The sequence below is a fragment of the Rhizobium sp. BK619 genome, assembly GCF_014195245.1.
In the GTDB taxonomy this organism is placed as follows: Bacteria; Pseudomonadota; Alphaproteobacteria; order Rhizobiales; family Rhizobiaceae; genus Rhizobium; species Rhizobium acidisoli.
This window is the reverse complement of the sequence record NZ_JACIBH010000017.1, coordinates 185,888-198,433: the sequence shown is the minus strand read 5'-3', so window position 1 is coordinate 198,433 and position 12,546 is coordinate 185,888. Positions and strand designations below refer to the sequence as shown.

General features: G+C 59.0%; 12 protein-coding genes and 3 pseudogenes. 3 read left to right on the top strand and 12 right to left on the bottom strand.

Annotated elements, in window-relative coordinates:
• Positions 1–87: 87 nt before the first annotated feature.
• Both FHX14_RS29275 and FHX14_RS29270 read right to left on the bottom strand, forming a co-directional pair.
• Positions 88–531 (bottom strand): annotated as a pseudogene (locus FHX14_RS29275) (hypothetical protein); the annotation flags it as partial.
• 159 nt (positions 532–690) lie between these two features.
• Complete coding sequence (locus FHX14_RS29270; RefSeq protein ID WP_012555873.1) at positions 691–1,590, bottom strand: LysR family transcriptional regulator; 900 nt, start codon at positions 1,588–1,590, stop codon at positions 691–693.
• A 245-nt stretch (positions 1,591–1,835) separates the two neighbouring features.
• Between FHX14_RS29270 and FHX14_RS29265 the strand changes: the two genes are divergently transcribed.
• Together FHX14_RS29265 and FHX14_RS29260 are read left to right on the top strand one after the other, a co-directional pair.
• Positions 1,836–2,510: an ABC transporter permease subunit gene (locus FHX14_RS29265; protein ID WP_012555872.1), complete on the top strand. Its 675-nt coding sequence runs from the start codon at positions 1,836–1,838 to the stop codon at positions 2,508–2,510.
• Complete coding sequence (locus FHX14_RS29260) at positions 2,507–3,253, top strand: ABC transporter permease (protein ID WP_184380468.1); 747 nt, start codon at positions 2,507–2,509, stop codon at positions 3,251–3,253. Before FHX14_RS29265 ends, FHX14_RS29260 begins: the two co-directional genes overlap by 4 nt.
• A 186-nt stretch (positions 3,254–3,439) precedes the next feature.
• Here the strand turns inward: FHX14_RS29260 and FHX14_RS29255 are convergent.
• From FHX14_RS29255 to FHX14_RS29245, 3 genes and pseudogenes are all read right to left on the bottom strand, one after another.
• Positions 3,440–3,640 (bottom strand): annotated as a pseudogene (locus FHX14_RS29255) (TrbC/VirB2 family protein); the annotation flags it as partial.
• Positions 3,637–4,299, bottom strand: coding sequence for a lytic transglycosylase domain-containing protein (locus FHX14_RS29250; RefSeq protein WP_184380466.1), 663 nt, complete (start codon positions 4,297–4,299; stop codon positions 3,637–3,639). The gene FHX14_RS29250 and the pseudogene FHX14_RS29255, both read right to left, overlap by 4 nt.
• A 3-nt stretch (positions 4,300–4,302) precedes the next feature.
• Positions 4,303–4,839 (bottom strand): hypothetical protein, encoded by a 537-nt coding sequence (locus FHX14_RS29245; protein ID WP_184380464.1) that lies wholly within the window; start codon positions 4,837–4,839, stop codon positions 4,303–4,305.
• Between the two features lie 96 nt (positions 4,840–4,935).
• Here FHX14_RS29245 and FHX14_RS29240 point away from each other — a divergent pair, with 96 nt between their 5' ends.
• Positions 4,936–5,307: a MarR family transcriptional regulator gene (locus FHX14_RS29240; protein WP_184380462.1), complete on the top strand. Its 372-nt coding sequence runs from the start codon at positions 4,936–4,938 to the stop codon at positions 5,305–5,307.
• Between the two features lie 353 nt (positions 5,308–5,660).
• Here FHX14_RS29240 and FHX14_RS29235 read toward each other — a convergent pair whose 3' ends face one another.
• The 7 genes and pseudogenes from FHX14_RS29235 to fghA all read right to left on the bottom strand — a co-directional run bounded on the left by FHX14_RS29235 (position 5,661) and on the right by fghA (position 12,546).
• Entirely contained in the window at positions 5,661–6,851 is a 1,191-nt protein-coding gene (locus tag FHX14_RS29235) for a DUF932 domain-containing protein (RefSeq protein ID WP_184380460.1), read from the bottom strand.
• A gap of 74 nt (positions 6,852–6,925) precedes the next feature.
• A complete protein-coding gene (locus FHX14_RS29230; RefSeq protein WP_184380458.1) occupies positions 6,926–7,582 on the bottom strand; it encodes a hypothetical protein in 657 nt (218 codons plus the stop codon).
• Positions 7,583–7,657: 75 nt separating this feature from the next.
• Entirely contained in the window at positions 7,658–9,778 is a 2,121-nt protein-coding gene (locus FHX14_RS29225) for a ParB/RepB/Spo0J family partition protein (RefSeq protein ID WP_184380456.1), read from the bottom strand.
• A 307-nt stretch (positions 9,779–10,085) separates the two neighbouring features.
• Positions 10,086–10,319, bottom strand: a pseudogene (locus tag FHX14_RS29220) (hypothetical protein); the annotation flags it as partial.
• Between the two features lie 63 nt (positions 10,320–10,382).
• Positions 10,383–10,619 carry a BrnA antitoxin family protein gene (locus FHX14_RS29215; RefSeq protein WP_003592402.1) on the bottom strand — a complete coding sequence of 79 codons (237 nt, stop codon included), beginning with the start codon at positions 10,617–10,619 and terminating at the stop codon, positions 10,383–10,385.
• Positions 10,620–11,084: 465 nt separating this feature from the next.
• Positions 11,085–11,654, bottom strand: a complete 570-nt coding sequence (gfa, locus tag FHX14_RS29210) for an S-(hydroxymethyl)glutathione synthase (protein ID WP_184380454.1) — start codon at positions 11,652–11,654, stop codon at positions 11,085–11,087.
• A gap of 55 nt (positions 11,655–11,709) precedes the next feature.
• Positions 11,710–12,546 (bottom strand): S-formylglutathione hydrolase, encoded by an 837-nt coding sequence (fghA, locus tag FHX14_RS29205; protein ID WP_184380452.1) that lies wholly within the window; start codon positions 12,544–12,546, stop codon positions 11,710–11,712.

Below are 12,546 nucleotides of genomic sequence, written 5' to 3'. Positions count from 1 at the left end.
CCCGCTGAAAACATGCGAGGGACGGTTGAAACATGGGTCAATTCTCAATGGAAATATCTAGCTGCGCCGGGTCAGCTCTCAGTGGAAATCAACACCCTTCCCTTCTCTATCGATCGCACCGGCGGGAACGATGGCGCCGACCGCCTCCGCCTCATCAGCCCCGACCGGCGTGATCTCCGCTGTTTTCCGCAAAGTTCGGATACCCTCTGCGGACAAAGTCCAATCCGGCGACTGCCCAGCAATGCGCCGGCGGGTGCGCAGCACGTCGCGGGCGATGGTCAGTTCGTGGGTCGGCGTGCGGATATCGCGGGTGGCATCGTGCAGGACGAGGTCTTCGAGATGGACGAGTTCGCCGTCGATCCACAGCGAGGCGCAGGCATCGGCGAAACTCTGGCGTTCGATCCACCCCGCGCCGACCAGCGAACGAGCGATCCGTTCGTCGAGACGCGTCAGAGCGACGCCGGCATCGAAAGCGGGGCGCATCAAGGCGCTCATGCTGATTTTTACGAAATCGTAAGCCATTGAAATCATGGTAAATGATTTGCTAAAGGAACTCTAGAGAAGAGTTAACATTCCTCACCGCCTATGATGCATTAGGCGACGTCTCACTTCCGATAAGTAATGCTTATCGAAAGCGTGCCGCAAGTCCGTTCGTGGCGGGTACACGCAGATTCCGATTGAATTGGGCTTCTAGGAGTAGGCCGCAACGACCTGCTCGATGGCGTAGCGAAGCCCCTCACGCAATTGGAGGTCCTTTTGCCAAAAAACCACGTAATGGTAGATCGCACCCGGCTCGAACGGTCGGAATTCGGCACCGAGACGAGCATACTCCCTCGCGATAATCTCATTTGTAACAGAGACACCAATTCCCGCCATGACATAGCCGACGTCATGACCGTTAGCGTCATATTCGACGACGATCTGGGGCGTGGTTCCAATATATCGAAGTGCGTTGACGCTCATTTGGTGAGAAGCAAACTGCGGATCGATGTCGATAATGGCCTCACCGGCTAGGTCCTCCGCCGTGACAATCTGCAGCGTTGCAAATCGGTGATTTGGCGGAAAGAGACAGACATTGGTGGCTGCCCCGATCGGTATCCAATCATAGATGCGATCGTCGAGAGGCAAGCGAGAAATGCCGAAATCCGCACGGCCGTTCAGCACGTGGTCAGCGATCTGCTGATAAGTGCCCGATTTGACCTTCACCGTATAAGAGCTGCTTTTCTCGCGGATTTTTTTAACAACGAGCGGCAAAGTTCCAAACGAGAAAGCACTCGGCGCCGCAATTCCGATCACCCGCGTATCATTGTTTTTCAGAAATTCGATTGACGGCCCTATTCGATCGAACCCGATGAAGGCAGCATCGATCGTGCGCAGCAACTCCCATGCTTTGTCGGTGGGAATCAATCTGTTGTTTTCGCGGCGGAAGAGCGCGAAGCCGATCGTATCCTCCAACTGCTTGATGTTCTGGCTGACCGCCGGCTGTGTTATCCGCAACGCCCGCGCTGCAAGCCTCTCCGAGCCTGCACGCAGGACCTCCCGCAAGATCTGAAGCTGCCGGAGCCGAACTCCTGAACCGTCAATATTCACGATACGAGCACCTCGACTTATGCCGGCACCGCAGCCAGCTCTATAAGCCCTGCTTATCAAAACTTCACTTACTTTATAAATTGACCGCGAAAAAGCAAAGTTTATTTTCGCACATATGAAGCAATTACCCTAGGTTATTCAAATACAAACATTCGCTAATCTGGAGATATTCTAATTACATAATTAGAAATTTGCGTATTAACCGCAGGAAATGGCAATTGTGCAAGATACGCAGGAGGCACGAGGTGTACGAATTCATAGATCAGCTCCTCTACGGTCTGAAGAACACGATTTTGGTGTTTGTCTTGAGCTGCGTGCTGGGAACGGGATTAGGACTGCTTATCGCGATCCTCAGAAATTCGCGCCGAAAAATCATTGCAGCCAGCCTGCAAGCTTATACCGCGATTATCCGAGGTGTTCCCGAACTCCTGATCATCCTGCTCATGTATTTCGGCGGAACAGCGTTATTGAGCGCAGTTTTTGGCGGCTACGTCGAGATTAACGCGTTCGCAGCCGGCGTGACGGCATTGACCATCGTCTTCAGCGCCTACGCGGCGGAAATATTTCGTGGCGCGATCAATGCGATTGCGCCGGGCCAGAGCGAAGCCGCGATGTCGCTCGGACTGCCGCAGTGGCAGATCTGGCTTCTGGTCATTATCCCGCAGATGGTCCCGATAGCCTTGCCAGCCTTCTGCAATCTATGCATCTCCTTGATAAAGGATACGTCCTTGATCTCCGTCGTGGGTCTGACGGACGTCATGCGCGTCGCCTATGTAGGCGCAGGCTCCTTGCGCGCGCCCCTTCCCTTCTACCTCGCGGCATCGGCGATCTATCTCACGCTCACCAGCCTTTCCTTGCTCTCTTTCAAGCTCATCGAGCGTCACTACGCGATCCCCTTTGCGAAAAGGTTGAAGCGATGAACATTGCTATTGCGCTGGAAGCGCTGCTTACCCTTCCCCGTGGCCTCGCCCTGACTTTAGCGCTGACATTTGCTTCGCTTGCGGCCGGGTTTGTTATGTCGGTTCCGCTGGCGTTCCTGCGTGCGTCACCAAACCCTTGGGCTTTTGCGCCGGTGCTGGCCTATACCTATGCCTTTCGCGGCACGCCGCTGTTGGTGCAGCTTTTCCTGATCTACTACGGCATTGGTCAGCTTCCTTTTGTCCGCCAAAGCTTTCTCTGGGCGGTGATGCGCGAACCCTTCTGGTGCGCATTCATTGCCTTCACCTTGAACAGCGCCGCTCACACCACGGAGGTTCTGCGCGGCGGAATTCAGACAGTCCCTCTGGGGCAGATCGAGGCGGCCAAAGCTCTTGGCCTGTCACGGCTCCACGTGATGCGGTTGATCGTTTTTCCCCTGGCCATCCGCATCGCTCTGCCGGCCTACGTGAACGAGGTCATCGGTATGCTGAAGGCAAGTTCGTTGGCAAGCACGATCACCTTGCTGGAGATCACGGGCATCGCACGACAGTTGGTGTCGGAGACATTCGCCCCATACGAGGTCTTTATTGTTGCGGGCTCTCTCTATCTGTTGCTCACCCTCATAATTAACCGAATATTCCTGATCCTGGAGGCGCACTGGGAGCGCTCAAACAAACCAACGAACGCCACTGGTAGTTCGAGAGAGCGCCGGCCGAACCCGTTCCTGACCACCAGGCCATCTTAACCTCTGCCCGATGTCGGGGATGGGAGCACTAGCCATAAATCGGTCAAACTCAATGAAGGAAGGACTGTTGTCATGAAACGAACTGCCACTATTGCCATTTGTTTTCTTCTTATCGGAGCCATGAACTCGGACGCCCTCGATAGGAGGGTGATCACGATCGCATCCGAGGGCGCCTCGCCGCCCTGGAATCCAGGCGATGCAGATGATGATGACGGCGATCACCGCCAGCAGACGAGCGATATTGCCCGTCAGCATGTCGACGATGTTCTGCAGCACGGTTTCGATGCCGGCGGCCTGGGCGAAGGCCGGTTCGACCATGCAGACGATGATGGCGGCCGCCATGAGCGTGGATGCGGCAAGGGGACGAAGACTGGTTTTGGAGATCATTCACTTTGCTCCGATCGATCATTCTGGAAAACGAGAACCGAGGATTGCCCCCGGGAGCTGAACACGTCCCAGGATGCGGCCTCTGCGGTTTGGGAGGATTGCTTCGCAAGCTCCGGCGGCGCCTCATCTTGCTGCAGCTCGGCCGGCCCGGCCCGGCTATCGGGCTCGCCGATGGTGAGTGAGGCAAGCATCGGCGATAGCCGCTTTGTTTCCCGGCGCACCTGCTCGTCATATTTGACCATGGCGCCAAGGGATGGATCATCACGGCCATAGTAGGACTGGAACATCACCGTCTCGGCCTGAGGCGGATCATCCCCCGCGCGCAAAGCGACGCGATAATATCCGTCGAGAAGCGTGGCTGTGGCCTTGAGGTTCAGGCAGGGATCGAAGGCGTCCGCGACGGATAGCTTGAGCTTCTGAAGCTGCTCGATCGCGATACCGCCAAGGCCGATCTGGATATCCTGGTGATCGGCAATCAGAGACGTGGCAACCTCGATCGCCTCCGCCTTCGATGCCGGTTGGGCGGCAAGTGGCGGGCCGCTGTTGATGCGAATGGCAAACGGTTGAAACCGGCTCTCGAGGCTGACAATGCTAGCCAGCGTCTCCACCTCCACCATCGGCGCGCAGTTTTGCGCGATATCGACGAAAGCAGCACCCATCGGTCAGTACCAGACGCGCTGTTTACCGGCGCCGTCGATGGTGACGTCGACATAATGCGGTTGCGATCGCACATTCGGGCGCGTTATCGGATAGCCCATGCATCGACGGCGCCCGTCGACGCGCTGCCAATGTGGCGACAGGACCGAATTGTCGCGGGAAGTGTAGTCGTCGCCATTCCAGCATAGGCTGTTGCTCACCGGCTGCGGCGATGTCGAAACGCAAGTCGCCTGCCGCCCGCCGGGACCCTCGTCGCTCGTCAGCTTGTACCCGGCATCGCAATAATATGGCTCATATCCCGGCCGCGAACTCTGAAACCCGACGCCGCTGCAGGTCGGGAACGAATGCCCCTCGGCAAGCTCCCGCCACAGTTTCTGGATCGGCGGCCGGCATTCGGCATACTGCGTCGGCCCGCCAGGATTGGAAAGGCATAGGATAACCTGGCATCCCCAATCTTCGGCCCGCGCTTTACTGCCGGAAATAAGATAGAGTGGCGCTACCAAGCAGACCGCAAGCAGTGAATTCAGGAGAAGGCTTTTCATGAACAGGATCCTTCGAGACGACGGCGCCCTATTGCGTTCCGGGAGACCCAATTTGCCTGCCCGCTCATACTACCGTATATAACACAGTTAAATTACATGACAAGCGCGATTAAAACTCAGTGGCACAACCTTGCGTTCTCCGGGCTCATTCTCCATGAGATCCTTGATCATCCGCTGGAGGACGAGACGCCGCAGGCGCGGCTGAAGCAGATCGGCATGATGACGATCCTCTACACGATGACCCAGGCCCATCAGAAGCTAACCCTCTCTAATATAATTGAAATTACCGAGCTGACGCGAACTGGCGTCAAGGAGACGGTCGATCTTTTGGTGAAGCGAGGAATGCTGCTGGAGACGATGGGGAAGAACTCCATGGGCCGAGGAACAGCACGGCAGTTCGAGATCTCCCAGGAGCTGCTGAACAAGTTAAGTTCCTTCCGCGCCAGCGAGGGCGCAGGGTTAAACTGACTGATTTTCGACTTTTGATGAGGCGGTGGCGAATCATCTGCCAGTCCTGATCGCGTGACTGCCGGCAGCTATCAGGGACGATCGGGCAACCCGCCCGCAAGGCGGGTTCCAATCAGACAATGAAGAGTATCGGAGAAATCAGCATAGCGGCGCCGGGAGGCGGATTTCGGGAATTCTCGCCACGCTAAGGGCGGAATAAGGGCAGCCGCAGGAGCCTCAGCATAGCGGCCGCCAGGGAGGCGGAACCGACTGCCCCCGCCCGTGCGTTCCTTTTGGCGGTTTTTGGAAATGACGGTGCCGCCGGCCGGTTCGGACGGGCCGACGGCATCGTGATGAGACGGGTTCAGGCTTGATCAGACAGCACTTTCAAGCAGCTTCTTGGCCTTCCCCTCCAGCTCGAGGCGGGTGTCCTGGTTGGTCTTGCTGCGTGCCAGCGCCGTGATCCCCTGCACGAAGTCGAAGATCGATTCTGGCGGCCGACCTTCTTCCGACAAGACCATTTCGATCACCTTCCCGGTTTCGCCCTTCGAGAAGCCGCGCCGGCGCAGGAAGGTCTCGCGATCCTCGTCCTTGCGGGCGACAATGCGCTCGCGCGCTGCCTTGATGCCGGCCACGAATGGTGCCGGGGAAGAGTTCGCAAAGCTCGTCAGCGCCGGCGCTGCCTCGTGCGCAAAACGCTGAGCGGCGAACTTCGAGTGTCGAATGGTGATCTCCTGGAAGTTTTCCGTGCCCCAAAGATTGCGATTGGCGCAGACGGCGCGGAGATAGAAGGAGGCGATGCCTAGCGTCTTCGATCCGACCTCCGAATTCCAGGCGTAAAAGCCGCGGAAATAAAGATCCGGTTCACCGTTGGGCAGCCGTCCGGCTTCGATCGGATGGGTGTCGTCGACCAGGAAGAGGAAGACATCGCGGTCGCTGGCATAGAGCGTCGTCGTGTCCTTGGTGATATCGACGAATGGATTGTGCGTCATCGTCGTCCAGTCGAGAACGCCAGGCACCTTCCACATCGTATCGCCGGTGCCATTGCCGGCGATCCTCATCACCGCTGAGACCAGTTCATGGTCCCAGATGCGACCGTATTCCGGGCCGGTGACGGCCCTAAGTTCAAGCCGGCCATCGTCCATCTCGAGCGTTTTCACGAGCTCGGCACGGTGATTGAGCAGGCCATGCTGGAGGTTGATGGCGGCAAGCGGCGCCGGCAGCTGGCGCATATAGGTGGCGGGAGCGCCGACCAGGCTGCAGAGCTGACCGTAGCTCCAATGGGTCGGCGCGATCGGCTGGCGTTGGCCGGGAACGAGGAGTTCGAGCCGCTCGGCATTATCGCGGGTGGCCTCGACGCGGATTGCTGCGCTCTCGATCGTTCGCGCATGGGCGTGATCGGCCCGGGACCGGACGGTCTCATAGAGATCGATCAGCGACAGAAACCGTTCGTCGTCGGGGCGCGAAAACCATTCCGACGAAACGCGGCCGATCCGTTCGCCGCGGGAAATATCGACTTTGAAGCCGGAAGCCGTGGGCCTGGCGTTGGTGCTGAGAGTGTTCATTGGACTATCTCCTGAAAAGCAAGAGCCCGGCTCATTGGCCGGGCTGGTTGAAGGATATGAAGGATTGGAAAGGATCATTCTCGATGGAGACGATGGTGCGCTGCCCAGATCGCCGTCAGAGCCGTCCGAAATTCCGCGTTGCTGACGACATCAGAAAAGTCCGTCGTCGTCGCTATCGAGACGCACGCCTCATGGATCTCGTCATCGCTCACCGCCTCGGTCGAAAGCCCACCGAAACTGTGATCGACCTCGAAAATAGCGGTGATGGCCTCGCGAACCCGGTCTTCCTGCAGCCGGGCGAGAACGTGGACAGGCCTCGGCGGGTCGGCAGGCTCATCAGGATCCGGACCTCCCGCGAGAATGGCTTCTCCTCGCGCAATCTCCCAAGCTGAACGATTAAGCCAGTCGAGTGACGGCTCCCGGTCCGCATGGGCATCGTCGAAAAAGATCTTCAGCAGGCCGAGCAGGATCTCGAAATGGCGCGTCCGACGATCGAGTGTGTCCTCGAACTGCGACGGTACCGGGATCGACGGGCCGATATAAGCAGTGTGCGCTCCTTCCCAGGCGCCGGTGACATGGACCCCGCGGGAGGAATGGTGGTTATTCTCGGCCATCTCCCAGTTGTCGTCGTAGATTGCTGCGCGGCAAGCCGCCTCCAGCGTCTCGGCGGCATAGGTGCGATGCCGGAAAACCGGCAAGTGATAGGTGGTTTCGATCGTAAAATCGGGCATTGAACTCTCCTGAAAACGGATGCGGCCCGGCCTCCTTTCGGAGCCAGGCCTTCGGTTGAGTTTCATGAAACGGGATTATTCGGCCGCGTCGAGATGCTGGCGTTCGTCGACCTCGTCAGTCGGCGCGGAGGCATCATCCGCATCGTCGATCAGGAAGGCCGGGAGATCGGGAGCCGGTGTCTCGACTATCCCGCCATCGGCAATCTCGCCGGTTTCGTCAGTCGGCTGCTTGAGCGAGGCGCTGTCTGTGACAAGCCGAAGCGGTTCCGGCAACCAGCCAATGCCGCTCATCAGCCGCTCTGCCTCGCGGGCCATGTCGGCCTTCTTGAGATGGCCGATCAGTTCCGCCGACTGGTCGCCCTTTGCCTCCCGGACCGCCTGCAGGATGCGGGCCTTGGTGACGCGGCCGAGGTAGTTGTCAGCCGTTGGCGTCCATCCGGCTTCGACCATCCCAAAGCCAATTGATAGGGCCAGTTGATCGGCGTGCGCGATCGCCCGGGTCCGCTTGTTCCAGGGCTCGATCACCGCATTGACCGACAGCGAGGCGCAATGGGCGAACAACGCTTGGCGGCTCACATCGTCGAGAACGATCAGAAACGCCCAGAGATCATTCGGATCTTTGGGAAGATCCTGACCCCAGGCCTCTTGCCGCTGGTCGATTTCCTTTGCCCATACCGTGTCGCCCAGCCCGTCCGTTTGGCTGAACTTCGCGTTCTGCAACGTTATCTCCAGGCATGAGTCCGAACCGTGGAAATAGAAGGTCTTCAGCACGAAGGCATGCAGCACGGCAATGAAGGCCATGGCCGGATCGTTGGCGAGCGCATTGCGGAGGGCAACAGTCCGCACGGCCGTCAGATCAAGAACCAGGCGATCGGGGAGCGGCTTGACCGCCTCATCCTCGTCCTCCGATTGATGGCCGCCAGCAACCGTTTCGTAGGTGACCGATGAACGGCCGTCGAGATCGACACTACCGCCACCGTCAGTATCGGAGATGTCGGCGTCTACGTTTTGCTCATCTTCGGGCCGCACGAATCCCCGTTCGATCTTGAGCTCGCCGCCGGCGCCCAGCGAAACAAAGACGCCGCCGCGAGCAACGTCCTCGGCGGCGAAGACATAGGGTCGATCATTGAGCCGGTCGATCTCGGTGCCGAGTTCCTCGAGCTTCTGTTCCGTCGCCTCGGAATATTCGCTCGCCGTGGCATAGTCCGCATCGAGCGTGTCGTACTCGGCCCGTGTGGCATCGTAACGGGCGAGTTCCTCCTCGGTCATCTCGGCCTGTGCGCCATAGAAGCGACGAAGCCCGGACGTGTGCCCGTAGGGAAAATCGAAAGCGGCCTCGATCCATTTCCATCCCTCGGCCTCCTGGATCGCATCGGCGTTGGCCTTGAGTTTTTCGAGCGCGAGCTGCTCAAGCAGCGCCGGATCCTGCAGCCATCCACCCTGATCCTGCTCGAACAGATCGCGCATCACCACGCCGCCGGCAGCTTCATACACATTGACGCCGACATAGACGGCGCGGCGGTCACTGGCGCGGATCGCGGTTTCGGTCAGCAGGCGGCGAATATAATATGGCTCGCGGCTGTGCGACCGCGAGATCGTATCCCAGACCTGCTCCTGGCGGACATGATCGTTGGTGATCGAGAACGCCATGATCTGCTCGAGCTTCATTTCGTCTTCAGTGTAGAGATCGAGAAGCCGCGGCGAGACGGACGCAAGCCGCAGGCGCTGCCTCACCGTGGCGACCGAGACGAAGAACCGCGCGGCGATCTCTTCCTCATCGAGTCCCTGTTCCCGCAGCGTCTGGAAGGCGCGGAACTGATCAAGCGGATGCAGGCTGACGCGCTGGACGTTTTCGGCAAGGGAGTCTTCTTCGGCCGATGTCTCGTCGCCTCGCTTGACGACGCACGGGATTGGCTCATCCTTCGCCATGCGCTTCTGCTTCACGAGCAGTTCGAGTGCCCGATAGCGCCGGCCGCCGGCGGGAACTTCGTAGGTGCCGGTCTCCTCTCCGGCCTCAGCGAGAACCGGGCGGACGCTCAGGCTCTGGAGGAGTTTGCGACGGGCGATATCCTCAGCAAGATCTTCAATCGACACTCCCGTCTTGATGTTGCGGACGTTTTTCTGCGAGAGCACGAGCTTGTCGAAAGCGATGTCTTCCGATCGGTTGAGGGTGATTTTCTGAATGGCTTTGGCCATGTCATTTCTCCATGACGGACCGGCTGGAGCCTCTCTCCAATCCTGTCAATCCGTCACAGCTTTTCCCTTCCCTCCTCTTCCTCTCTCCTCCTCGCTAACTGGCCAGCACTAGTCTCGCCGGTCGCGCCCCTCCCTGAGCCGCCCTCGCCACTCTCGCAGGGAGCCGAGCCGAGTATGCTCTTTCGCTGTTTCACTGAAAGACAGTTCCTCGTATGCTCATGCTCAGTGCAAAAGAATCCTATCCGTATTTGATCGAACGCCAGAGCCGCTCGACGAAGACGTTGTCGCGCCGTGCACCCTGGCCATCGGCTTTGGCGTCATCGCCGAAAACGCCTGTCGCTCCCTCAAGGAGCTTGTCTTTCCACTGCTTAATCTGATTGGCTTGTCCGTCGAACTGCTGGGATAATAGCGCTGTTCACCCCTGACGGCGGCAAGCGCCACCTTCGCCTTAAGATCCGGGGCTATGGTTCCGCCGCGATCGTCTCGAAACCTCCGCAGTCGTCTCAGTGTATTTCCAATGAGGACGTCGCGCCGCCGCAATCGTACTGCGGCCGGAACTGGAAATCCTTAAAACAAAAGATGCAAGCAGCGGCCGTATGACGGCTTAGCGATCGTTCCTCATGGCGGCTCGGAGCACATCATTGATGCGGTCTTGCCAGCCCGGGCCATCCTCCTGAAAATAGACGAGCACGTCGCTGTCGAGCTTCAGGGTGACCTGCTCCTTGACGTTCGGCAGCGCCGGCCGCGCGACGGGTGGTGCGGCGGCGACCTTTTTGGCGGGCTTGAACAAGGCTTCCGCGGCATCAAGCGCATTGACTGGGCGGCGTGGGGTTTTGGTCACGTTTCTCTCCAATGGTTCGCTCATTCCGCGGTCAGGCAGTCTTTCAAAGGGTTGATCGTCCGCCGGGACGCTTCCGGGTCGTTGGCCTGCTCCGGTCATGGCAACGACCCCTGTTTTAGAAAGCGACCGCTCCTGCAGCAGTGCGTTGTATCGACCACGAATCTCACTTAACCATTAGAGGATATGAAATCCAGCCGGCTTGGTAAGGCGTTGGAAAGCTGGGCCTCGTTCCGGAGCCGCACGATGTGTAGCCGATTATCATGTTGTGAATGTTCTACGTTTCAGCAGACCGAAAAACAGTCGTGATAGCGCTGATGTTGGCTTGTTGAACACGGATAAGACTTCCAGCCCGCCCATAAGATCAAACAGATCGCAGCCATGGCTGGAGGGCAAGCCGTCCGGTATCGTGGGTGCAGGGCGAAAGAGCTCCGCGCCATCGCAGGCGCGGCGCCTTTGTCGATCTCGTCAAGAGGCGAGAACGCCGCTCTTCTTGGCGGTCCAGGTGGCGATATAATCCATCAGGGCGGGATTGAGGCAATCGTACGGCTCGATCCCGGATGCCTTCAGCTGCGCTCTGACGGCGTCCATCTTGGCGGGATCGAAACCGCTTTCGATGATCGACGACACGAAGGCCGCAAAACCGGGCTTCGCCCAGCCGCTTTCCTGGAAGCGTTCCGGATGGACGAAAGACAATCCCTGGAACGGGTGTTCGCGCTCGACCGGCCCGTACATATGCACGCCGCATTCCTTGCAGGCATGCCGCTGGATCAGGGCCGAGGCATCGACGACGGCGAGCTTGTTGCCGTTCTCGAGCACTTCGACGCTCTCAGTCGGCGCAACCGCCACGACCGAAAAGGCCGCACCCTCGGGCTTCCAGCACTTGGTGCAGCCGCAGGCGTGATTGTGGGCGATATCGCCCTTGATCCTGACCTTGACCGGATTGCTCGTGCATTTGCACACCAGCGTCCCACCGGCAAAGGCAGCGTCAGTCGCTCGAAAGCCTGAATCCACTGCCGGATGAATGGCTATGCTCATTGATGTTCTCCTTCCCACCTTGGCCGTTTGCGTTATGCCCGGCCGAGCTCCGCGATCAATTTCCCAACCTCTGCGCATGCCAGCGCAGATGGTCCTCCATGAATGTCGAAATGAAAAAGTAGGAGTGGCCGTAGCCTTCCTGCATGCGCAGCCTGAGCGGAATGCCCGCCGCTTCGCAGGCCTGCCGGAGCTCATCGGGACGCAAGCCGTCCTCCAGGAAGCTATCGGTTGTTCCCTGGTCGACGAAGAGTTCCGGGAACCGGCGACCGTCTTCGATCAACGAGCAGGCATCATAGGCCCGCCAGGTCTTCTCATCGGGCCCAAGATATTTCCGCAAGGCCGGTTTCGACCAGCCGGAAACCGAGGGGTGGCTGATCGGCGCGAAGGCCGAGCAGCTGCGGAAGCGGCCCGGGTTCTTGAGCGCGATGGTGATTGCGCCATGTCCGCCCATCGAATGGCCGAAGATTGCCTGGCGGTCCATGTCGACGGGAAATTCCGCGGCAAGCAGGCGCGGCAGCTCGTCGGTGATGTAGCTGTACATGCGATAATTCGCCGAAAAAGGCGGCTCGGTGGCATCGACATAAAAGCCGGCCCCCTTGCCGAACTGCCAATTGTCCGGTTCATCCGGAACGTGGTCGCCGCGGGGACTGGTATCCGGGCAGACGACGATCAGTCCGAGCTCGGCCGAAAGCCGCCGATATTCACCCTTGTCCATGACATTGGCATGCGTGCAGGTCAGGCCGGACAGGTACCACAGCACCGGGCAATTGCCCTTGGCCGCCTGCGGCGGCACGTATACCGCAAAGGTCATGTCGCAGTCGCAGGCCTCGGAGCGACTGACGTAGACCCCTTGGGTGCCGCCATGAGACTTCTCGGTCGAGATGGTTTTCAT